General features: G+C 68.7%; 20 protein-coding genes. 10 read left to right on the forward strand and 10 right to left on the reverse strand.

Going from position 1 to position 22,544, the window contains the following annotated elements; all coding sequences use genetic code 11:
- Positions 1–95 precede the first annotated feature (95 nt).
- On the forward strand, positions 96–1,055 hold the full coding sequence (locus tag KOI35_RS22530) for a serine hydrolase (protein ID WP_246613626.1): 960 nt from the start codon (positions 96–98) through the stop codon (positions 1,053–1,055).
- Between the two features lie 260 nt (positions 1,056–1,315).
- Here KOI35_RS22530 and KOI35_RS22535 read toward each other — a convergent pair whose 3' ends face one another.
- Both KOI35_RS22535 and KOI35_RS22540 read right to left on the reverse strand, forming a co-directional pair.
- Entirely contained in the window at positions 1,316–1,909 is a 594-nt protein-coding gene (locus KOI35_RS22535) for a DedA family protein (protein ID WP_246613627.1), read from the reverse strand.
- Between the two features lie 17 nt (positions 1,910–1,926).
- Positions 1,927–2,703, reverse strand: a complete 777-nt coding sequence (locus KOI35_RS22540; protein ID WP_215789660.1) for an MBL fold metallo-hydrolase — start codon at positions 2,701–2,703, stop codon at positions 1,927–1,929.
- 64 nt (positions 2,704–2,767) lie between these two features.
- Here KOI35_RS22540 and KOI35_RS22545 point away from each other — a divergent pair, with 64 nt between their 5' ends.
- From KOI35_RS22545 to KOI35_RS22570, 6 genes are all read left to right on the forward strand, one after another.
- Entirely contained in the window at positions 2,768–3,733 is a 966-nt protein-coding gene (locus KOI35_RS22545) for a diacylglycerol/lipid kinase family protein (RefSeq protein WP_215789661.1), read from the forward strand.
- Positions 3,726–4,781 (forward strand): YihY/virulence factor BrkB family protein, encoded by a 1,056-nt coding sequence (locus KOI35_RS22550; RefSeq protein WP_215789662.1) that lies wholly within the window; start codon positions 3,726–3,728, stop codon positions 4,779–4,781. The genes KOI35_RS22545 and KOI35_RS22550 overlap by 8 nt, the downstream gene beginning before the upstream one ends.
- 9 nt (positions 4,782–4,790) lie before the next feature.
- A complete protein-coding gene (locus tag KOI35_RS22555) occupies positions 4,791–6,260 on the forward strand; it encodes a phosphatase PAP2 family protein (protein ID WP_215789663.1) in 1,470 nt (489 codons plus the stop codon).
- A 5-nt stretch (positions 6,261–6,265) separates the two neighbouring features.
- Positions 6,266–7,054 carry an endonuclease/exonuclease/phosphatase family protein gene (locus KOI35_RS22560; protein ID WP_215790799.1) on the forward strand — a complete coding sequence of 263 codons (789 nt, stop codon included), beginning with the start codon at positions 6,266–6,268 and terminating at the stop codon, positions 7,052–7,054.
- A gap of 61 nt (positions 7,055–7,115) precedes the next feature.
- Positions 7,116–9,218 carry an EAL domain-containing protein gene (locus tag KOI35_RS22565; RefSeq protein ID WP_246613629.1) on the forward strand — a complete coding sequence of 701 codons (2,103 nt, stop codon included), beginning with the start codon at positions 7,116–7,118 and terminating at the stop codon, positions 9,216–9,218.
- 16 nt (positions 9,219–9,234) lie between these two features.
- Positions 9,235–9,705, forward strand: a complete 471-nt coding sequence (locus KOI35_RS22570; protein WP_215789664.1) for a hypothetical protein — start codon at positions 9,235–9,237, stop codon at positions 9,703–9,705.
- A 196-nt stretch (positions 9,706–9,901) separates the two neighbouring features.
- Here the strand turns inward: KOI35_RS22570 and KOI35_RS22575 are convergent, their stop codons facing one another.
- Positions 9,902–11,308: a glycoside hydrolase family protein gene (locus KOI35_RS22575; RefSeq protein ID WP_215789665.1), complete on the reverse strand. Its 1,407-nt coding sequence runs from the start codon at positions 11,306–11,308 to the stop codon at positions 9,902–9,904.
- Positions 11,309–11,864: 556 nt separating this feature from the next.
- On the opposite strand from KOI35_RS22575, the gene KOI35_RS22580 reads away from it, so the two are divergent.
- Complete coding sequence (locus KOI35_RS22580; RefSeq protein WP_215789666.1) at positions 11,865–13,523, forward strand: glycosyltransferase family 2 protein; 1,659 nt, start codon at positions 11,865–11,867, stop codon at positions 13,521–13,523.
- Positions 13,524–13,653: 130 nt separating this feature from the next.
- The gene (locus tag KOI35_RS22585) at positions 13,654–15,147 is read left to right on the forward strand and encodes a glycosyltransferase family 39 protein (RefSeq protein ID WP_215789669.1); all 1,494 of its coding nucleotides are present in this window, start codon (positions 13,654–13,656) and stop codon (positions 15,145–15,147) included.
- Between the two features lie 62 nt (positions 15,148–15,209).
- On the opposite strand, the gene KOI35_RS22590 is transcribed toward KOI35_RS22585, so the two are convergent.
- Genes KOI35_RS22590 through KOI35_RS22605 form a run of 4 tightly spaced genes read right to left on the reverse strand, consistent with a single transcriptional unit; the run spans position 15,210 to position 18,687 of the window.
- Positions 15,210–16,160 (reverse strand): glycine betaine ABC transporter substrate-binding protein, encoded by a 951-nt coding sequence (locus tag KOI35_RS22590; RefSeq protein ID WP_215789671.1) that lies wholly within the window; start codon positions 16,158–16,160, stop codon positions 15,210–15,212.
- Positions 16,161–16,169: 9 nt separating this feature from the next.
- Positions 16,170–16,931, reverse strand: coding sequence for an ABC transporter permease (locus KOI35_RS22595; RefSeq protein ID WP_215789674.1), 762 nt, complete (start codon positions 16,929–16,931; stop codon positions 16,170–16,172).
- Entirely contained in the window at positions 16,931–18,085 is a 1,155-nt protein-coding gene (locus tag KOI35_RS22600) for an ABC transporter ATP-binding protein (RefSeq protein ID WP_438870619.1), read from the reverse strand. Before KOI35_RS22600 ends, KOI35_RS22595 begins: the two co-directional genes overlap by 1 nt.
- Complete coding sequence (locus KOI35_RS22605) at positions 18,082–18,687, reverse strand: ABC transporter permease (RefSeq protein ID WP_215789676.1); 606 nt, start codon at positions 18,685–18,687, stop codon at positions 18,082–18,084. The genes KOI35_RS22600 and KOI35_RS22605 overlap by 4 nt, the downstream gene beginning before the upstream one ends.
- A 548-nt stretch (positions 18,688–19,235) precedes the next feature.
- Here KOI35_RS22605 and KOI35_RS22610 point away from each other — a divergent pair.
- Complete coding sequence (locus KOI35_RS22610) at positions 19,236–19,907, forward strand: DivIVA domain-containing protein (protein WP_215789678.1); 672 nt, start codon at positions 19,236–19,238, stop codon at positions 19,905–19,907.
- Here the strand turns inward: KOI35_RS22610 and msrA are convergent, their stop codons facing one another.
- From msrA to KOI35_RS22625, 3 genes are read right to left on the reverse strand one after another with little or no spacing between them, the layout of a single operon-like run.
- Positions 19,908–20,414 carry a peptide-methionine (S)-S-oxide reductase MsrA gene (gene msrA, locus KOI35_RS22615; RefSeq protein ID WP_215789681.1) on the reverse strand — a complete coding sequence of 169 codons (507 nt, stop codon included), beginning with the start codon at positions 20,412–20,414 and terminating at the stop codon, positions 19,908–19,910.
- A 28-nt stretch (positions 20,415–20,442) separates the two neighbouring features.
- Positions 20,443–21,981 carry a PH domain-containing protein gene (locus KOI35_RS22620; protein ID WP_215789692.1) on the reverse strand — a complete coding sequence of 513 codons (1,539 nt, stop codon included), beginning with the start codon at positions 21,979–21,981 and terminating at the stop codon, positions 20,443–20,445.
- On the reverse strand, positions 21,978–22,511 hold the full coding sequence (locus tag KOI35_RS22625; protein WP_215789695.1) for a PH domain-containing protein: 534 nt from the start codon (positions 22,509–22,511) through the stop codon (positions 21,978–21,980). Before KOI35_RS22625 ends, KOI35_RS22620 begins: the two co-directional genes overlap by 4 nt.
- Positions 22,512–22,544: the final 33 nt, after the last annotated feature.

Genomic DNA, 22,544 nt, shown 5'->3' on the forward strand with positions numbered 1-22,544 from the left:
CGCGGTGAGTGGATGTAACCCGTACGTCGATATTCTTTGTCAATCTCATATGTGAACCAGGCTAGGACGCACATGAACCGGCGTGACACGGCACAATGCCAGGCGTGCGACGTACGCGGAATCTGGTCTTGGCCATCGCCACGGTGGGGGTCCTCGGGGGTGCGGGGTTGGTCGGCGTGAGCATGATGCGCGACTCCGGGGGCGCTCCGACCTTTCACGAGGCGGCCCAGGCGGCCCCCGTGCAAAACCAGGCACCGGCGCAGACCCAGGCACCGGTCCAGGGGCGGGTGAACGCCGCGCCGGTGCAGGCGAGCCCGAAGCCCAGCGCACCGACAAGAGCTCAGCAGGTCAAGGCGCTCGACGCCGCGCTGAAGAAGTACGCGGCGACGGCCCCCGAGTTCTCGGTCGCCGTGCTCGACCGGCGCACCGGGCAGCGCTATTCGTTCCGCGGCACTGAGAAGTACGAGACCGCCAGCGTGGTCAAGGTGCAGGTGCTCGCGTGTCTGCTGCTCAAGGCCCAGGATGCCCGCCGCGACCTCACCTCGACCGAGTTGTCGCTGGCCAAGCGCATGATCCGGCTCAGTGACAACGACGCCACGACGTCGCTGTTCGGCAAGCTCGGGCGGGCGGGCGGGGTCGGCGCCTGCAACAAGCGGCTCGGGCTCACCCAGACCAAGGTCAACAGCGCCTGGGGTTTGACCCGGACGACCGTGAACGACCAGGTCAAGCTGCTGTCCGAGCTGGTCGACACGTCGGGGCCGCTGGACGCCGACTCGCGCAAGCTGGCCTACACGCTGATGAGCACGGTCGACGACAGCCAGGACTGGGGCGTTCCGGCCGTGGCCAAGAAGGGCGAGAAGTTCACGGTCAAGAACGGGTGGCTGGCCCGCTCGACCGAGAACAACCGCTGGATCATCAACTCGGTCGGCCGCATCACCGGGCCGGGCACCGACGTCTCGATCGCCGTCCTCACGCACGACAACGCCACCATGTCCGGCGGCATCACCTCGGTGCAGAAGGTCGCCAAGCTGACCCGCCAGCACCTGAAGTACTAGAGGCGCCGCCAAAGAAGTACCAAGGCGCCGCCAAACCAGCCAGCACCTGAAGTACCAGAGGCGCCGCCAAAGAAGTGCCAAGGCGCCGGCAAGGACGGAAGCGCCGACCCCGCACGGGAGATCGACCCAGCCCGCCAGCACCTGAAGCACTAGACGCGCCGCCAAAGAAGTGCCAAGGCGCCGGCAAGGACGGAAGCGCCGACCCGCACGGGAGATCGACCCGGCACGGGGAGACAGCCCGCGCACGGGAACGGCCGGCCTCAGGCCTCCGACGGAGACTCGGTCGCGGTGCCGGAGGCGGTGCCCGCACCCGCTCGGGCCTCGCGCCGCTTGGTGACGAACGAGTAGATCTGGTTGACGACCAGGATGAGCAGGACGGCGGCGACCACGCCCTCCCACGGCTCGGGGAAGATCGAGCCCCCGGCCACGCCGATGCCCGCGTAGACGCTCGACCACAGTGCGCACGCGGGCGCGTTGGCGACCACGAAGGTGCGCCACGGCATGCCCAGGAAAGCGGCCGCCAGCAGCACCGGCACCCGGCCGCCGGGGATCAGGCGGGACACCAGCAGCACCGGGATCTGGCTCTTGGTCAGGCGTTCCTTGACCGAGACCAGGTGTTCCTCGTCGCGTAGCCAGCGCAGCCGCCGGGCCAGTTTCTCGCCGCCGAACCGGCACATCGCGTACATGGCCAGGTCGCCCACGTAAGCCCCGGCGGCCCCGGACGCGATCACGAACACGATGGTCACCGGATGGTGCTCGTGGAAGGCGAGGGCGGCCGACCCGCTCACCGCGGCGCCGGTGGGCACGATGGGGATGATGGCGCCGAACGCCACGACCCCGAACAGCCAGGCCATTACCCCGAGGGTGTACGTCACGCGGGCGGGCCGATCGTCAGCGTCTCGCCCGGCGCCAGCACCCTCACCTCGGAGTCGGGGGCGGCCCGCTCGGCCAGGCGCGCGAAGTTGACGCCGGGCTCGCGGAACATGTGCGAGCGCACGCGGCCCATGCCGAGCGGCCACAGCGTGCCGTAGTGCACCGGCACCGCCCACGACGCCTTCGCGCGGCGCAGTGCTTCCGCACCCGCCGAAGCGTCGAGGTGGCCGTGCGAGCCCAGCGTGGGACCCCAGCCGCCGACCGGGATCAGGGCCAGGTCGAGCGGGGCCAGGTCGCTCATCTCGTCGAACAGGCCGGTGTCGCCCGCATACCAGGTGCGGGCGGCGCCTTCGACGACGAAACCGATGGCCAGGGCGCGATCACGGGACCACGGGCCGCGTCCGCCGTCGTGCGCCGCGGGGACGGCTTTCACCCGTACGGAGGAAACGGTTGTCTCTTCGCCCGGAGCCAGCTCGATCGTGCGGGAGGCAGCCTCGTTGCCCAGGCAGCGCGCCACGAACGGGCCGGCGCCGCGCGGCACGATGAGCTGCGGGGTGCCGCCGAGCTTGCGCAGCGAGGCCACGTGGAAGTGGTCGGCGTGCAGGTGCGAGAGCAGCACCGCGTCGGGCACCCCGGGCAGGGTCGGCGTCGGGCCCGCCATGCGCTTGAGGTGGGCGATGCGGTCGGTCAGCACCGGGTCGGTGAGCAGGGTCGTGCCCGAGTCAGCCAGCCAGACCGTGCTGTGACCCCACCAGGTGACCGATGTCGCGCTCACGAGCTAACGGTACAGAGCCTCGGGGACGTTTCAGCTGTTACCTCGTCAGGGCAAACTGTGCCGCGTGACGGGACCCCGCAGCGCAGTCGTCGTGAACCCCACCAAAGTGGCCGATATGGATCTTCTCCGGCGCACCATCGCCGAGGGACTGGACAGTGTCGGCTGGCCTGAACCCTCCTGGTACGAGACCACCCCCGACGACCCCGGCGAGGGTCAGGCCAAGCAGGCGATGGAGGAGGGCGCCGAGCTCGTCTTCGCGTGCGGCGGCGACGGCACCGTCCGGGCCGTGGTGACCGCCCTGGCCGGCACCGACGTGACCATGGCCGTGCTGCCCGCCGGCACCGGCAACCTGCTGGCGGCCAACCTGGGCCTCGGCGCCGACGCCGCGACCGGGGTGCAGGTCGCGATCGACGGCGGCCGGCGCCGCATCGACGTGGGTGTCGTCGACGGCCAGTGCTTCGTGGTGATGGCCGGCATGGGCTTCGACGCCCAGATGCTCGAGGGCACCTCCGAGGTGGCCAAGAAGCGGATCGGCTGGATCGCCTATATCGGCGGGGCGGTCAAGGCGCTGCGCAACCGGCCGATGCACGCCCGGGTCATCCTGGACGGACGGCCGCCGATGCCGCGCCGCCCGCGCACGGTGATCGTCGGCAACGTCGGCCGCCTGCAGGGCGGGGTACGCCTGCTGACCGAGGCCGACCCGGCCGACGGGCAGCTCGACGTGGCCGTCCTCAGCCCCAACAACCTGGCCCACTGGGCCTCGCTGGCCTGGGGTGTGGTCCGCCGCCGCGAGCGGGTGCCGCTGATGGAGACGTACACCGCCTCCGACATCGAGATCCAGTCGCTGAGCTACCAGCCGCGGCAGCTCGACGGCGACCTCATCGACCCCGGCCGCCAGCTCAAGATCACCGTGAAGCCCAAGGCGCTGTTGCTCAGCGTCCCGCGGCCCGAGGGCGACCCCGATCTCGCCTACGATGTCAGCGTCGCCGCCGAGGCGGCCGAGGAGATCCGAGAGGCGGCCCGTGAGTAGTACCGAGCCGGTCCCCGAGACCACCGACATGCGCGGTGACGACCTCTCGGCGGACGACGCGGTACACGCGCTCTGGCACTACGGCCGGTGGCCGCTGCTGCGCGACGCGTTCATCCGGTTCCGCTACGGCGACGGGTTCAGTCACGCCCGCGCCTTCGCGTTTCAGCTGTGCCTGGCCATCGTCCCGTTCCTCATCGCGCTCGCCGGGCTGGCGGCCGACCTGGGGGCCGAGGACGGTGGCCGGGTGGTGGCCGACACGGTGCTGGCGCTCACCCCGGGGGCCAGCGATCCGCTGGTGCGTGACCTGCTGGAAGACAGCGAGAAGGCCGACGAGGCGGGCGAGCTCGCGCTGACCCTCGGTCTGATCACCGGCCTGATCGCCCTGACCAGTGCGATGGCCCAGATCGAACGCGGCGCCAACCGCATCTACGGCGTCGAGCGCGACCGGCCCGCGGTGTTCAAATACATCCGGGCCTCGCTGCTGGCCGTGTTCGCCGGCCTGCCCGCGCTGTTCGGCTTCCTGCTGCTGGTGGCCGGGCGACCGTTCGGCGATGCGGCCGCACGACATTGGCCGTGGTTCGCCGACGTCCGGGTGGCCTGGGACTTCGTCCGCTGGCCGCTCAGCCTGGTGCTGATCGTGTTCGCGGTCGGCGTGCTGTTCAAGTACTCGCCGCGCCGGCACCAGCCGGGCCTGTCGTGGCTGCTCTTCGGTGCCGTGATCTCGACCGTGCTGTGGTGGGTGGCCAGCCTGCTGCTGGCCGGTTACGTGCGGTTCGGCAGCAACTTCGGGGCCACGTACGGGCCGCTCACCGCGATCATGGCGCTGCTGCTCTGGGCCAACCTGACCGGCATCGCGCTCTTCCTCGGCATCGCGTTCGCGGCCCAGCTGGAGGCGGCCCGGGTCGGCGTGGCGCGTCCGGCCAAACGCGACACCTGGGACCCGAGCCGCAGCGTCCCCAAACCGGTCAGTGAGAGCCCCGGCCCACCCCGGCAGGGTGGAAAGACGCGGAAAAGTCGCGGGGGTGTACGCGCGAAGGGCTCCGGGTAAGCCCGTTATGTGACGGACGACAACCATGTGATCGAGCGCGCCGGATGGGCGCCGGTGCGGCATTTCGCCGAGCGCAGCCTTCTCGGCCTGCTGGCGGTGGTCGCCGCCGGGCTCGGGTTCGGCGCGCTGCTGCTGCTCGTACGCACCAACTGGAGCCCGCTGCGCCGCCTCGACCAGTCGATCGCCGAGGGCATGAACGGCCTGGTCGCGCCGCACGAGGGCGTGGTCAAGGTGATCACCACGATCACGTCGCTGGGCGGCCGGAACGTGCTGATCTCGGTGGTCGTCATGGCCGCGGCCTGGCTGCTGATCCGCCGCCGCCCCCGCCTGGCGATCTATCTGGCCGTGACCGGTCTGGGCGCCCTGGTGCTCGACCCGTCGCTCAAGGCCTTGGTCGGCCGGGTGCGCCCGGTGGTCGACGATCCGGTCGCGTTCGGCGGCGGCAACAGCTTCCCGAGCGGGCACACACTGGGCACGACCATCGTCTACGGCGCGCTGGCGCTGGTGCTGCTCTCGGCCACCCGCGGCCGGTGGAAGGGCTGGATCCTGACGGCCGCCGCGCTGATCATCGTGCTGGTCGGGCTGACCCGCATCGCGCTGAGCGTGCATTTCCTGTCCGACGTGCTGGCCGGCTGGCTGCTCGGGCTGGCCTGGATCAGCATCACCGCGTACGCCTTCCGGGTGTGGCGCCGCGAGACCGGGCACGTGACGCCCCCGGTCACCGACGGGCTCGAGCCGGAAGCAGCGGACGACCTCAAGCCTGCCCCCGCCGAAGGCCCGGTGCTGCCCCACCCGTGGGCCAAGGGTGCCGAGATCCTGGTCAGCTGGGTGTTCACGTTCGGGGTCCTCTATTTCCTCGGGTACGCGGTCACGAGGTGGAACCCGCCCTTCGACGATGCGGTGCCCCGTTGGCTCCAGACGTTCCGCACCGAGCGGCTCGATCACCTGAGCTGGCTCGCGTCGAAGGCCGGCGACACCCACGCCATCCTGTTGATCTGCCTGGTCGTCGGTCCGCTGGCGCTGGCCCTGTGGCGGCAGTGGCGGCCGATCGTGTTCCTCGTGCTGACCATGGCCGGCGAGATCACCCTGTTCCTGACCAGCGCCGCCGCCGTGGGCCGCCCGCGTCCGGCGGCCGAACAGCTGGACGGGCAGATGCCGACCTCGTCGTTCCCGTCCGGCCACATCGCCGCGACGATGTGCGTGTGGGTCGCCATTGCGGTTGTGGCGATGCCCCGCGTACGGCAATGGTGGCGGTGGATCTTCCCTGCGCTCGCCGTCGTCATGCCGTTGCTGGTGGCGACGTCCCGGATGTACCGCGGCATGCACCACCCGACCGACGTGCTCGGTGCGCTGCTGCTGACGGCCTGTTGGGTGGGTGCGCTCTATGTGATCGTGCGACCCGACGCCCACGCCGAGACGGTCTCCGAGGCGGCCCACGAAGCTCAGGAAGTAGCGCAGCGCAGGCCGGTGGCCGCGTGAGGTTCATGACCTGGAACATCAAGACCGGTGGGCGCGGGCGGCTCGAGGCGATCATCGCGGTGATCAACCGGGAGCGGCCCGACCTGCTCGCCCTGCAGGAGCTGCGCGGCTGGGAAAGCGGCGACGCCCGGATCCTCCGCCAGATCGCCGACGCCGTCGACATGGTGCCGCACCTGGCCCGCTCGTTCCTGGGCCAGCCGGTCGCCGTGTTCGTCCGGGCGCCGCTCGAGGTCACCGACCGCTCGGCCGTACGTTTCCGCCTGCACCACGCCGCCGCCGTCGTCACTGTCAGCACACCGATGGGTCCACTGCGTGTAGTGAGTACTCACTTAAATCCGTTCTCGCCTCCGCGTCGCCGGCGGGAGGCGGTCTGGCTGGCCCACCGCTACCAGCCCGGCGCCGTGCCCACGGTGATCGCCGGCGACCTGAACGGCCTCGACCCGGGCACCGACCACACCGAGACGCTGGCCCCGCAGCCCGGCTTCCTGCGGGCCCGGCACCTCGCCGCCGACGGCACGGCCGATACCCGGGCGGTCGGCGCCTTCCTCGACGCCGGCTACACCGACCTGTGGAAAGTGGCCGGTTCGGGCTCGCCGCTGACCGTGCCGACCACGCGCGGAGGCGGGCGCGAGTTCTCCCGGATGCGCCTCGACTACGTGCTGGCCGGCCCCTCGATCGCCGCGGGGGCCAAGGACATGGTCGTCGTGCGGGGAGAGGAGACGGAATTCGCGTCCGATCATTATCCCGTACGGGTGGAATTGCCGCCAATGATCGATTTGATGAAACGGTTCTGATCGCTATCATCAGCCACGCCGTACTCGGAGCATGCCCGTGCTCTACAACCGGAGGCGTTCGATGGCACATCAGCGCTTCGCGGTGATCGTGGGTGTCAACGACGCCCACTCCCGCCTGCGCTTCGCCGAACGGGACGCCGAGGCCATGTGCGAGCTGCTGCAGCTCGAAGGCTTCGACGCGCGGCTGTTCACGGGCTCCCGGGTCACGGCGAGTGACGTCAAGGCTGCGCTCCGCCAATTCGCGATGCGCGCCGACCGCACCGATCTGTTTGTTGTCTATTTCGCCGGGCGCGCTCTGACACCATCGTGGAGCCACGGTTCGGAGACCTATCTGGTCACCTCCGAACTGGACGAAACGATTCTCGGCGACAATCCCGACTCCGGGCTGCGGATGGCTTTCCTGGAAAGGGACGTGCTCGACTTCTTCCCCGGCTCGGCGGTGCTGATCGCCGACACGGTGGGCGGTGTCCGTCCGCAGGGGCGTCGTTACAGCGCGCTCGTCTCCGGGGCCGACGACGCGGCGGAACGCGAGACCGCGGTGATCGGGCACGGCGTGCTGACCGCGCACGTGCTGGCCACCCTCGCACGGCGGCCCGACCTCAGCTTTTCGGGACTGGCTTCGGCCGTACGGGAACATGGGTTGTCTCCGCAGGTGACCGGCCCGGATTCGGTGCTCCTGGGCGCCCTCGGCGAGCCCGGACCGGCCATCGTGCCGCTGGCCAACCCGCTCGACGTCGCGACCGATGACGTCCTCGACCTCATCCAGCGGCTCTCCTACCACGCCCGCATGCCTCGGCACGCCGCCCCGCGCTCGTCCGGCACACGCGCCGATGCGGGCAGTGCGGCGCCGTCCCGGGTCGAATACGTGCGCGCGGCGACCAAGGCCCACTCGACGGCCCTGCTCGAATACACCGCGGGCGGGTTCCAGCCGATCGACTCGAGCAAGCGGTTCGACCTCGAGGCGGTCCACCCGCTGCTGCGCTTCCCGCCCGGCGCCGACTGGTTCGGTCACGCCGTCCACGACGACCACCGCGCGGTGCTGTGTGTGCCGCTGCGCCACGCCGAGGGCCGGTCGCTGCTGCTGGCCGTGGTCGACCCGGCGCCCGGCCTGGCCACGCTCGGTCAGCCGCTGGCCAAGATCCTCGAGACGATTTGGCGTACGGACTTCGCCGCGTCCCCCGACGAGGCCGAGATCGAGGTGCTGACCGCCCTGCGTGACGCCTTCGGCCGGCTGCCGGTGCCCCTGTTCGAACACTGCTTCGAACTCTATCGGCGCGTGCTCGAGTCGTACTGCGTCGTCTTCCAGCCGGTCGTCACCCTCGGCAAGACCGCCCGGCGGGTCGAGGTGCACAGCTACGAGGCACTGGCCCGGCGCTCGGCCTCCGACTCGCGGGCCCCGGTGGCGATGCTGCGGCTGGCCGAGGTGTGGGGCGACCGGTTCGTGGTCGAACGCGACAAGGTGATCCTGCGGATGGCCCTGTACGCGTACGCCCGCGCCCACGCCGACGGCCCGTGGGACGAGCCCAAGCCGCTGTCGATCAACGTGGCGGTCCGCTCCCTGCTCAGCGACGACTACGTCGAGGTGCTGCGCACGGCCATCGCCGAACTCGGCATCGAGCCCGCGGCGATCACCCTGGAGATCTCGGAACAGGACCCGATCGAACCCCGCCGCGGCGAGCAGTGGTCGGAGGCCCCGCACGCCTACTTCCACAACCGTCTGGCCGCGATCGCCCGCGACGTCGGGGTGGCGTTCGCGGTGGACGACTTCGGTGAGGGCTACGCGTCGCTGTCCCGGATGGCCGAGCTGCCGCTGACCCAGATCAAGGTGGACCGGGCGATCCTGCACCACCCGCTCGCGGCGAAAGAGCTGTCCCTGGTGATGGACACGGCCCGCCACGCCAGCCACGCCCCGCGGGTGGTCATCGTCGAGGGCGTCGACGACGAGTCGCCGCTGACCCTGCGCGAGATCTACGAACAGCGGATCCGGCACGTCCAGGGCTACATCACCCAGCAGCCGGCCCGCCCCGACCTGGCCGAACTGTCACCCGAGATCTGCGAGTACATCGCCGCCCTGGTCCGCGGCGACCACGAGGGCCGGGGCACGCTGATCAGCCGTTCCGAAGAGATCCCGCTGCAACGGGACTCCCTGTCTCGCGGCGCCTGACCGCTACTGTCGACCCATGAGCACCGGCGGCACCGACGCGAGCCTGCTGCAGCTGGTGGTGGGCTTCTTCATCGTGGCCGCGGTCATCTCGCTGCTCACGGTCGTGCTCCGCCGTCGCCGCAACGCCCGCCAAGACCTGATGGGCACGCAGCTCCGAGAGATGGAGGCGCGGGCGGCGGCCACGCGCACCCGCCTGAACGACGTGGTCACTCAGATCGCCGAGACCCGCCCGGCCACGCCGGCTTTCGTCCCGCCGCCTCCCGTCGTGGCCTCCGAGCCCCAGTTTCCGGATGCCACGGCACCGTCGGGCGGCGAACACGACGCGATGGCCGACGCGTACGCCTGGCTCCGGATCGCCGCCATGGTGGAGGCCGGCCAACGCGAGCAGGCGGTCGAGCTGCTGAGCACCACGATGTCCATCTCACCCGACGAGGCCGAGCTCCTGGTCGACGGCCTGACCGACGCGGGCGGCGAACGCCGCGTGTAGTTGCTTGACCGCATTCTGTTACATGGGAGTCGCATCGTCCTCGAGAGAATGCGACGCAAGGCCGGTACACCTTCTATATGTAAGACGCGTCGAAAGAATGCGCCTCTGCCCCAGCTCTCACTCGGCAGAGTTGCACGCGATGCGTCTACGCAGGCTGTTCGGTCGGGACGCCGAGGGAGGAGGGGACGGTCCGGCACTAATCGGTGGCCGAGAGTGGTGTATAGACGACCAGCGAGACGGAATTCGGCCGGGCCGGGAAGCTCCGTCTCAAGTCGGCCCCGGCGGCGAAGACGAAGTCCTCGACCTTCTCCAAGCCGGCCCGATCGGGGTTCGCGTTGTAGTTGCTGTGCGTCGCGTCGATCAGGTAGCGCTCGAAACGAATGCGGCGGCCGGCCCAAGGCAGCACGCCCGGATCGAAGGTCACCGAATGCTCATCCGTTCGATCGAACGCTTGATAGTTGGTGACCATGGCGGCCAAGCCGCTTTCGTCGGCCGTGGCGAGTACGTTGATTCCGCGACCGTTGTACGGTGCGCTGTCCACTGCGGTATCCGTCAGCAGATTTCGCTTGAGCATCGTCTGCATGCGGACCATGCTGAAGTAGGGCAACACTGCCCCGTCGACGTCGTCCACGAACATCGACTTACGATCCCAGGTGTCGTGGTTGAATCCCCAGTGGAATTGCGCATCCATCCCGCCGAGCGTGTAGTACATGTCGATGGTCGCCATTCCGGCCGCTTGGATCTGCTGATCCAGGGCCGGCGGGTTGGGCCGGTTGTCGACGGTGGTGCCAGTTTTCGGGCCGGCGAACAGGCCGCTCTCTGTGACGTAGACGGGAATGTCGGTGGGCAGCCCGAGCCGACCCAGGAGGTCGCTGAGCATCGTCTTCTCCAGCGCGGCGTGCGGTGGGAAGACTGGCTGGCGGCAGGCATCGAGTTCTTTCTGCGCAAGGTTGTAGCTGTGGTAAGAGATGAAGTCGAGTCTCTTGCCGGGGGCCGGGTCCTCCGCGTACGCCTGCAGGAAGTCCTTGATCCATCCGCTGTCGCTGGTCTCGCAGTATCGAAAGCCGGATGCGGACGGGCCACCCACTTCGACCGGTATGCTCGGCGCCAACTCGGCGTTCACGCGATTGACCATTTCGTAGCCACGCCGGTACCAATGATAATAGTCCGTGGCCGTCATTTCCGTGTCGAGCTCGTTGTAGAATTCCACGTATCCGATCGACGGGTAACGCTCCTTGAAATGCTTCAGGCCTTCCTCGGTGCGCGTGAGACATTCGCCGGGATCGGCTTTTTCGAACAACTTGTCGCACGGCAGAATTACCAGCATGATGCGGTGAGAGTAGGCGGCGGCCTGATCCAGGAGGCGGTATTTGGATGCCCATCCGTCTTTGGTCAGGATCGCGTCCGGTGACAACCAGACACGTGTGATCTGCACACTCAGCGATGCGACGGATCGAAAATCTCCCGGCGGCAGGGCCGATTGCTGGTTCTGATACCACGCCGGATTGTTCAACAGTCGGCTCGGGCCGGTCGGGTCGATTGTCACCGTGGTGGTGGCCGGCGCCGGCGGGGTGGACCCGGGCGCGGTCGCGGCGATGACCACCAACGCGAGGATCAACGACGCCCGTATTAAATACTTCGCTTTGGATGGACGTCGGAGTCCGTTGGGGCGATGCATCGGGGTCCGCTGGTCCAAGGGATTCGAAGTCGTTGTCGCGCGCGGCCGCACGAGACGGGCCGGAGACTCGCGTGCCCATCTTCCCATCGATCTCCCCCCTATGGCGGCCGAAGCCGGTGATCCGGGCCCGCTCGTGACGCTCGACGACGACGGACAGGCATGGGCCGGCACTCCGGCCGGCATCACCGGCCGCATTACTTCATTCGAGCGAAAATCGTCCCGCGCACGAGTGGTGTCGCGCCTCCGCAGCGAGTGGCGTCAGCCGGAAAACGAACCGGAGTGCGGCATCCTACTGCCGTCTCCGCCGTAATTCTTTTCCGTCCAAGTTCGCAGCTTGAATTCCGACGACGGGAGTGCCGTTTTGATGATCGCCTCGCCTTGGCCGGCGCATTCATCGAAACGTCTCGTCCGTGCGAAACAATATTGAAAGATCACAATGAATCACGCTTCTGACCCGCATCACCCGCACCAACGACGCCCCTTGGCCGACCACGACACCAGTTTGCTGGACGTACCAGCCGGCACACCGTCGCAAGGCTCTGCACATTCCGAGACGATCTATCTTCCGCAACCGCCCAGCGAGGTCGAGAAGTTCGCCTATTTCGGCCGGCAGAATCGATGGCTGTTCGCGTTTCTCTTCCTGGCGTTCGCCGGAGTGCAGTACGGTCTCGCGCGGCTCGCACTCCACACCTGGTGGACGAACCTGCTGTATGTGCTCATGGCCATTCAGATCGCGGCCGTACTCATCAGTCTGCGGTCGTCCACGCGGCGGCGCCGCCTCGATCTGAACGAGCACCAGGACCTGGTGGCGAACTGGTCGCCACCGCACTACCCGTCGATCGACGTGTTCCTGCCGTCGGCCGGTGAGGATCTTCGCATCCTGGAGAACACGTACCGCCACGTTCAAGCGATGGTGTGGCCGGGGTGGAAGCGCGTCCTGGTCCTGGACGACTCCGATCGCGAGCAGGTCGAGGAACTGGCCGCACAGTACGGATTCGAGTATCTGGTCCGGCCGGACCGCGGACACCTCAAGAAAGCCGGCAACCTCGCCTATGGCTTCGCGCACTCCGACGGCGACCTGATCCACATCTTCGACGCCGACTTCGCTCCCCGGCCGGACATGAGCATGGAGATGGTGCCGTATTTCGACGACCCGCGCGTCGCCATCGTGCAGTCACCACAGTTCTTCGACGTCGTCACGCCCGGCTTCAACTGGCTGAAGCGTGCGGCCGGCGCGACCCAGGAACTGTTCTACCGCTGGGTGCAGCCGGCTCGCGACAGCGTGAACGCCGCCATCTGCGTCGGCACGAACGCGATCTACCGTCGAGCGGCGCTCGAGGCCAGCGGCGGGTTCGCTCAGATCGGTCATTCGGAGGACGTTCACACCGGCGTCAAGCTCACCAAGCATGGCTACTACGTGCGATATGTGCCGGTGAATCTCGCCAAAGGTGAGTGCCCGCAGGAGTTCGACCCGTTCGCCAACCAGCAGTACCGATGGTGCACCGGGTCGATGTCCCTCCTCGGTGACATGTCATTCCACCGTTCGAAGGCGATCAGCCGCGCGCAGAAGGCATGCTTCTGGACCGGTTTCCTCTACTACATCACGACCGCTTTGGCCGTGTTCACCAGCCCACTTCCCGGGTTGCTGATGGTCTGGTTCTTTCCCGAGTACGTCAAGCCCATGAACTACGTACCGCTGCTCGGCACCCTGGCGGTGTGGTCGGTCGTCATGCCACGCATCACCGACGAACGCTGGACACTCATTGTTGTCCGGCTGCAATTGCTGATCGGGTACTGCCACGCCGTCGCATTGTTCGACGTACTCCGTGGGCGGACCGCAGCCTGGGTGGCTACCGGAGCCGCGAAGAACACTCCGACCGGCCGCCGAGTGCTCCGCCTCGTGCGAGTGTGGTCCACCTTCACACTCACGGCTCTGTGGACCGGAATCGCCATCGGGCTGTACCGCTACGGTCTGGCGAACTTCTGGGCTTCGCTGCTGATGGGAATTCCCGGCCTCTACTTCACTGTGCCGTTGATGCTCGGCCCGCACGGCCTGCGCGCGCCGAAGCTTGTCCGGCGCCGAATCCAACGGCAGCGGGCCGAGACCTCCCTGCCCGTAGCGGTCGGTGACGATCGTTGAGGCGCCCCCGAACATCCTTGCCCACCGGCCGATGCAGACCAATGCACGAACTCGTTCGGGAGACCTCTCGATGAACTCAGACACCATCACTCAGCCCCTGACGGCAGCCACGACTCACGCACCTCGTTCCATGCCGCGCACCACGCTGACGGTCCAGAATCCGCCGCCGGCCGCCCGGGTCCTGTCCAGCGCCGTAGCCGCGATCCTGGTCGTCGCGGCTTCCCTGCCGGGGCTGAATCGTCAGCTCTGGCAGGACGAGTACGCCACCTGGTGGGCGGCGAATCTTCCCCTGTCCCAATTACGCACGCTCACCGACAACATCGACTTCGCGATCCTGCCCTACTACCTGCTCATGCATTTCTGGGTCGGCTTGTTCGGTGACTCACCGCAGGCCCTGCGAGCACCCTCCATCATCGCCATGGCGGTCGCGGCCATCCTCGTTTCCCAGCTGGCCACCAAACTGTTCGGCGGTGTCATCGGACTGACCGCCGGAGTTCTGTTCGCGATTCTGCCGGCCGTCGGCCGCTACACCCAGGAAGCCCGGCCCTACGCCATCGCCACCGCCGCGGCTGTCCTCGCGAGTCTCCTGCTGGTGCGTGCCGTGGAGAGGCCGACCTTCTGGCGATGGGCGGCATACGCTCCTACGCTGATCCTGCTGGGCGCCGCCCACCTGGTGGCGATGACTCTGCTCATCGCTCATCTGATCGCCGTCGTTCAAGCCGCTCGGCGCCGAGGTTCTCTTCGCCTCATCATCCAGTGGGCGATCACGGTCGCCGTCGCCGTCGCCCCGGTGGTGCCGATCGTCGTGATCAGCCAGCATCAATCCGCACAGATCGCCTGGAACGTGTTCTCCGAGGGCCAGCTCGTCGCCATGCCGGCGAACCTCTTCCGCTCCGGCATTCTCGCCTGCGTGATCCTCGCATTCGGGGCGATCACCGTGGCCGCTCCACGACCCGGCCGGGGCCGGCACCTACCCCTCCTGATCGTCTGGGCCGTCGTCCCGTTCCTGCTGACCCTCGCGACCACCTCTTGGCTGCACATGTTCCTGTCCCGGTACCTGCTGTTCACGGTGCCGGCCTTCGTGATCCTGGCCGCGGTCGGATTGTGCGACATGCTGCGTTCGGAGCACGGCACGATCACCCGCATCGGCGTTGCCGTTCTCGTGATCCCGGTCCTTGCCCTCTTCAGCCTGCACGATCAGCATTCCGTTCGGGCCAACCCGGTCAAGGGCCAGCCTGACTATCGCCAAGCGGCCGCCACGGTCACGAGCCTGCTCCGGCCGGGGGACGGAATCACCTACATCGGGCCGACCCAGCCGCGGACGGCCTTCAGTTACCAGATGCGCCGGCAGTCGGCACGGCCCCGCGACCTCTTCCTGCAGAACCCGCCTCCGGTTGCCGGCGGTTGGTTCTCGGGCCGGGAGTGCGACTACGAGTCTCGCTGCCTCGGCGCCACCCGTCGGCTCTGGGTTGTCTCCACTATCGACAGCGGTGACCCCTACCAGGCCATGCGTCCCGCACGCGCGAGACTTCTCCAAGCGCACTTCCGTGTCGCCCGGAAGCAACAGCTGACAAACGTGTGGGTCTTCCTGTTGACCCGGAGCCGAGCGACGGTAGTCGCGTAGGAAAGTTCGAGGTCCGACGGTGACCCGCGTACTCGCAGGTCACCGTCGGTGCCGGTGGTTGCTCAGCCGAGGAGGTTCTGGTCCTCGAGCCACTTCTTGGCGACCGTCTCGGGGCGTTGGCCGTCGACTGAGACCTGCTTGTTGAGTTCGGTCATGGCGTCCTGGGAGAGGGCGGCCGAGATCGGGTCGAAGATCTTCTTCAGGTCTTCGGCGTGGGCGTCGTAGTACTCCGAGCGGAACACCGGCGACGCGTTGTAGAGGGGGAAGAACTTCTTGTCGTCCTCGAGGACGACCAGGTCGAGGGCCTTGATCCGGCCGTCGGTGGTGAAGACCTCGCCGAAGTTGCACGGGTCCTGCTTGTCCGTCGACGTGTAGACGATGCCGGTGTCGAGGACCGTCACGTTCGGGCCGGGCAGTTGGAAGCCGTACTTCTTCTGCAGACCGGGCAGGCCGTCGTCGCGGGTGGAGAACTCGCTCTCGACGCACATGGTGGCGTCGCCCGGCTTGGACGCGGCCAGGGTGCCCAGGTCACTCACGGTCTTGGGGCTGCCCAGCTTGGCCGCCGCCTTGGAGCTGTAGGCGATCCCGTACGTGTTGTTGAACTTCGCCGCGTCCATCCAGACCAGCTTGTTCTCCTTGAGGTCGCGCTCGGCCACCTTCTGCCACTGCTCGGCGGAGTCGGTGATCGGCGTCGTCTCCTTGAAGAAGCTGATCCACGCCGTGCCGGTGTACTCCCAGTACACGTCGACGTTGCCCGAGGTCAGCGCGGCCCGCGCGGCGTTGGTGCCGCCCAGGTTGGTCTGGTCGGTGACCTTGGCGCCGCCGTGCTCGAGGGCCAGCTTGGTGATCTGGCCGAGCACCAGCTGCTCGTCGAAGTCCTTGGAGCCGACGATGACCGAGGTGCCCGCGAGGGGTCCGTCCGAGTTGCTGCCGCCGTCGCCGCCGCAGGCCGCGGAGGCAAGCAGCAGGCTGAGAGCGGTGGCGGTGACCGTGATCTTTTTACCGAAATTCATAGTTCCCTTTCAGAGGCCACGGGGGGTGAGGAGTTCCTCCACCACGCCGGCCAGGTAGTCGACCAGCAGCGCGAGGCCCGAGGCCATCACCGCGCCGACGATCAGGACCGGTGTGCGGTCCAGCTGGATGCCTTGGAAGATGACGTATCCGAGCGCCTGGACACCGAAAAAGGTGGACAGCGTCGCGGTGCCGATGTTGATGATCAGGGCCGTGCGGACGCCGGCCAGGATCACCGGGACGGCCAGCGGCAGCTCGACGCGGGTCAGGGTCTGCCAGGCGGACATGCCCATGCCGCGCGCGGACTTCACCAGCGTCTGGTCGACCTGCTGCAGACCGACCATGGTGTTGCGCAGGATCGGCAGCGCCGAGTACGCCACCAGGCCGAACACGATCGACTTGAAGCCGACCCCGGCCAGCAGCACGACCAGGGTGATCAGGCCCAGTGACGGGATGGCCTGGCCGAGGTTGCCCAGAATCAGCACGACCGGTGCGACGAAGCGGGCGCCGCGCCGGGTGGCCAGGATGCCCAGCGGCACCGCGATGGCGATCACGACGAGGGTCGACAGCCCGGCCAGTTGCAGGTGCTCGATCACCCGGTCGGTGAGCCCGGGTGCGTTGAGGACGCGTCGCTCGATGGTGTCGAGCTCCTGCGTGGACACGTACGCGTAAAGGGAAATCCCGACGACGGCCAGTAAGAGCGGCATGCCGAGCCAGCGCAGCACCCGGCGGCGGCTGTGCTCGACCGGCGCCGCCATCACGTCGACGGCCATCAGCTCGGCACCTTCGCGGCTCGGTAGAAGTCCCGCTCGGACCGGGCCGCCACCATGACCGTCTCGAAGTCGAGCAGGCCCTGGAACGCTCCGCTGCGGTCTATGACGACGGCGACCCCCGAGTTGGAGGTGAGCATCGCGTTGAGCGCCTCGGACAGCGTCGAGGTCGACTCGACCACAGCGCCCACCGGCTCACCCGCTTTGAACAAGTCAGTCGAAGAGAGGTCGCCGGCATCGACCCAGCGCTGCGGCCGGCCGTCCGCGTCGAGCAGCAGCAGCGCGGCCCGCTCGGACGCCCGCAGGCGCTCGCGAGCCTGTTCGGCATCGCCGTCGATCCGCGCCGTCACACACCCCGTGTCCAGCTCGACCGAGCTCACCTGGCTCAGGTGCAGCCGCTTGAGCGACGCCCCGGCCCCGATGAAGTCGGCCACGTACGGGCTGGCCGGACTGGCCAGGATGTTGGCCGGGGTGTCGTACTGGGCGATCTGTGAGCGCTCGCCGAGGATGGCGATCCGGTCGCCCAGCTTGATCGCCTCGTCGATGTCGTGCGTGACGAAGACGATCGTCTTCTGCACCTGCTGCTGCAGGCGGAGGAACTCGTTCTGCAGGCGGTCGCGGGTGATCGGGTCGATCGCGCCGAACGGCTCGTCCATGAGCATGACGGGCGGGTCGGCGGCCATCGCGCGGGCTACGCCGATGCGCTGACGCTGCCCGCCGGACAGCTGCTTGGGGTAGCGCCCACGGAACTCCGACGGGTCCATCCCGACCATGTCGAGCAGCTCGTCGACGCGGTCGCCGATCTTCTTCTTGTCCCAGCCGAGCAGCTTGGGCACGGTGGCGATGTTCTCGGCCACGGTGAAGTGCGGGAACAGGCCGATCTGCTGGATCACGTAGCCGATGCGGCGGCGCAGCGAGTCCGGGTCGGCCCGGGTGACGTCGTCGCCGTCGAGATAGATGCGCCCCGACGTCGGCTCGATCAGCCGGTTGATCAGCTCCATCGTGGTCGTCTTGCCGCAGCCGGACGGGCCGACCAGGACGATGATCTCGCCGCGGGGCATGTCCATCGACACCCGGTCGACCGCCGGGTGGGGCTGGCCACGGTAGGTCTTCGTCAGCTCGTCGAGCCGGATCATCGGTGTGGCCTGCGAAGTCATCTGATTCCCCTGGCGGTGGTGAGGCGGCGCAACGCGATGAAGAAGGCGTCGAAGAGCAGCGCCACCACGACGATCCCGAGCGTGCCGCCGAGAACAAGATTGAGAGCGAACGGGCTGCCCAGCGAGCGCAGCCCGCGGAAGATCTCGTTGCCCAGGCCGGGCCCGTTGACCAGGGCGGCGATGGCCGCGATGCCGACCACGACCTGGGTCGAGACGCGCACCCCGGTCAGCACGACAGGCCAGGCCAGTGGCAGTTCGATGCGCAGGAAGCGGCGCCACGACCCCATGCCCATGCCGCGGGCCGCTCGCAGCACGCTCTGGTCGACCGACCCGAGGCCGACGACGGTGTTGCGGACGATCGGCAGCAGTGCGTACAGCACCAGCGCGACCACGGCGGGCGGTGTGCCCAGGCCCAGCAGCGGGATGAACATCGCGAAGAGCGCCAGGGAGGGGATCGTCAGCAGCGTGGCGGACACGGCGAGGATCGGCGGGCGCAGCCGCGGGGAGCGATGGGCCAGCACCCCGAGGGCGCAGCCGAGGACGAGGGCGATGCCGACCGAGATGCCGACGACCACGATGTGGTCAAGGGCCTCTTGCGACAATGGTTCTGCGTTATCCACTAGATATTCGTAAAAATCCATAGGCTTTCTTCGGGTCGGGAACACATTAATGGCGCACGACCTCAGCCGTGCGCCAGCGATTCAGTAATCGACCTCGACGATAAGGCCGGTCGGGTAAGCGCACCAACCGTAGGCCAAGATCCAGTCAATCTCCATGACATTCCCGTGACAGTTCCATGGTGATTTGACAATGACTAAACTGGATGCTTAGATGCCGCCCCGCCCTAGTCAGAGGCTTTTCCCGTACGCTCGTGGCGGCCAACTCATGCCAATTGCATAGGAGTTGACGGGTCGGCGATCGGGCCCCGTCCGTACATTCAGGACGCCATTCTGGTCCATGCCGGCGAACCCTGTCGAGGCACCGTTCCGGGAGGTCAGAGCGGCGAATCAGGGGTGCGGTTCATCGCGCGCTCGAGGCGCTGGCGTAGAGTGAGCGCGGTTCACTTCACTGCGTGACGCAGGCCGCGATCGTTAACCCGGCGAGCCCGCGAGCCCGCGAGCCGTCCGCGACCGCGGAGAAGAGGAGCACAGTGCAGCTCACACCGGCCGACATCCACAACATCGTCTTCGGCAAGCCCCCGATCGGCAAGCGGGGCTACGACGAGGAGGAGGTCGACGCCCTCCTCGACGAGGCCGGCCAGGAGATGATCCGGCTGCTGGAGGAAAACGCGTCCCTGCGCCGCCAGGCCGACACCGCTCCGGCCGATGACCGGGGCCTCCGCGACGACCGTGGCGTCCGCGACGAGCTGGCCGCGGCCGGCGCCGAGCTCGACCGGGCCCGCCGGGCCTGCGACGTCGCCGAGCGCACCGCCGAACAGACCCGCGACCAGCTGAACGAGGCCCGCCGCAGCGCCGCCCCCAAGGCACCGACCCCGGGCATGGACGTCGAACGTGTCCTGGCGATGGCCCAGCGCACCGCCGACGATCACATGCGCGACGCCCAGGAGCAGTCGTCGTCGCTGCTGTCCGAGGCCCGCGAGCGCTCCGACCGGGTGATGCGCGAGGCCCGGACGAACGCGTCCGCCGTCGAGGACAAGGCCCGCCGGCATCACGACGAGTCGCTGGCCGACATCCAGACCGGGCGGCGCCGCGTCGTCGAGGAGATCGAGGGCCTCGAACTCATGGCCGGGCAATATCGCGACGCGCTGGTCGGCCATATCGCCCGGCAGGAACAGTTGCTGGCCGGTTCGCCCGACGAGTGATCAGGCGGTGGCCCGGCGCGGAAGCTTCCAGTCGGGCCGCGGGAAGTGGCAGGTGTAGCCGTCCGGGATGCGCTCCAGATAGTCCTGGTGCTCCGGCTCGGCCTCCCAGAACGGTCCGGCCGCGGTCACCTCGGTGACCACCCGGCCCGGCCACAGCCCCGACGCCTCGACGTCGGCGATCGTGTCCTCGGCGACGCGCTTCTGCTCGTCGGTCTCATAGAAGATCGCCGACCGGTAGCTGGTGCCGATGTCGTTGCCCTGCCGGTTCAGCGTCGTCGGGTCGTGGATCTGGAAGAAGAACTCGAGCAGATCCCGGTACGACGTCACGGCCGGATCGAAGGTGATCTCGATCGCCTCGGCGTGCCCGTCGTGGTTGTAGTACGTCGCGTTCTCGACCCGGCCACCGGTGTAACCGACCCGCGTCGAGATCACCCCGGGCCGCCGGCGGATCAGATCCTGCATCCCCCAGAAACAGCCGCCGGCCAGAATCGCCTTCTCGGTCGCCATGTCCGCACACCCCTTCGTCGAGTCGCCCTCAAGCTTCGCCCGCCGCAGTCGATTCGGCCACTGTCTCGTCCGTCACCGGCCGGCTGTCCGGCAATGGAGCCAGGAAGGGAGTCAGCAGCCCGGGCACCGCGGCGTCGGCTGCGGCCAGACCGGTCTCGGCTCCCACGTCACGGATGGCATAGGCCCCGGCCCCGGCCGCGGTGGTCGCCCACACGGTGGCCAGGCCGGCCCGGCGCTGGAAGGCCGACTGGCGGACGGTCCAGCCGATGATCCCGCGACGCTGCAGGGCGACCGTGGAACGGCGTATCGTGCCGCTCCGGGTGACCAGATAGCCGCCGACGCGGCCGTGCCCGAGGCTGCGGTACGCGTCCACAGCCAGCACCAGCGCGATCGGCAGGGCCAGGGCGGCGGTGATCCAGGCGACGTGCAGCAGCACCTCGGTCAGCAGCACCCCGAGCACGATCAGCGGAAGCTCACCGGCCAGCACGGTCGCCAGGGCCCAGCGCACCCGGCGGCCACGCGCCGCGATCGGGTGCGGTGACAGCACCACCGCCGCGGTCGGCGAGACCTCTTCCCGCAGCACGTCGGCGGCCACCCGGTCGGCCAACGCCCGGGGCACGGCCGGCAGCAGCGTGCGCTGGTCGGCCTTGTTGTCCTCGACCGTTGTGGGCAGTCCGGTAGCCACGGCGTCGACCCGGGCCGCGCCGGCCAGCCGGGTCCCGAGCGCCTCGACGACGTCGACCCCGCGCAACCGTTCCTCCTCGACCGAGATCGACCGGGTGGTGAACAGGCCGCGGCGGACCCGCAGGGTGCCGCCCGCCTCCCGGTCGAGCCGGTAGGCCCACCACATCTCGATCCAGAACCCGAGCGCGCCGATCGTGCCGATCAGCAGCGTCACCGCGACCAGGACGGCGATGGCCCCGATCAGGCCCAGCCCGGCCAGCAGGTCGATCGCCCAGCCGACGAGCCCCTCGACCCGGCCGAACCAGTCGGCCACGTTGAACAGGCCACCGACCGCGGCCGCCCCGAGCGCAGGCGCCAGGAAGGAGAGCGGGGCGTACCGGATCCAGCCCAGGTCGAACGTGGCGAGCCGGCCGTCGGCCGGGACACTGGTGGAGACGCGCGCGAGCAGGACGCGGCGCAGCTCGTCCCCGGTGGCGCGGGCGACCGGGCGGAGCTGGACGGTACCGCCCTTGCTGTGCTCGCCGGTGCCGATCCGCACCGTGACAACGCCGAAGACGCGCTGGAGGGGATCGGCGGTGACGTCGACCGTACGGATCCGGTCGCGCTGCAGCGAGCGGCGGTTGCGGATCAGCACGCCCGAGCGGACCTCGACGCGCTCGGCGCCGACCTGGTAGCGGGTGAAGCGCCAGTCGAGCCAGGCCGCGCCCGCGCCGGCCGCGATCACCACCACCGCACCCGGCAGTACCCAGGCCAGCGCGACCCCGACCGAGATGCCGGACAGCCCGATGGCCGACGGCACCCCGGCCAGGAAGGCGACACCGACCATCGTCACCGCGGCGACGGGCACGGCCCGCTTGTCGAGCCGGCGCCAGTCGCCGTTCACGTCGCGTCGCCCGGTATCGCCTGCGTGGTCACGGTGAGCCGCTCGGCGATCTCTTCGGCGACGTCGCGCGCCAGCCCGGGCATGGTCACCGCGCCCTTGGCCGACGCCGTCGTCACCACCACGGTGGCCAGGCCGAACCGTTGCTCGAGCGGCCCCCGGCGGGTGTCGACGGTCTGGATCCGCGAGAGCGGCGCCACCCGCCACTCCTGCCAGAACCGGCCGGTGCGGGTGTAGACGGCGGTGTCGGTGACCTCCCACCGATGCACCCGGAACCACCAGCGCGGCAGAGCCAGCACCGCAGCCAGGCCGGCGAACGCGATGACCACGGCCGGGGTGAACAGCCAGAACCGGGCCGGCGTGATGAGCAGCCCGAGCACCACCAGAACGACGACCGGCACGGCGAAACCGATCAGAAGATTGACCGTCCACCAGCCGACGGCCCGGCGGTCGACCGGGTTGGTGGGCGGGCGAAGGAGAACCGCCCCCGGCTGGACCGGAGCGGCGGACGTGGCGACAGGTTCACCGGCCATGTGAAGCATCCCCCGATGCCTGGAACGAACCTG

The organism is Paractinoplanes bogorensis (assembly GCF_018829635.1).
Lineage (GTDB): Bacteria > Actinomycetota > Actinomycetes > Mycobacteriales > Micromonosporaceae > Actinoplanes > Actinoplanes bogorensis.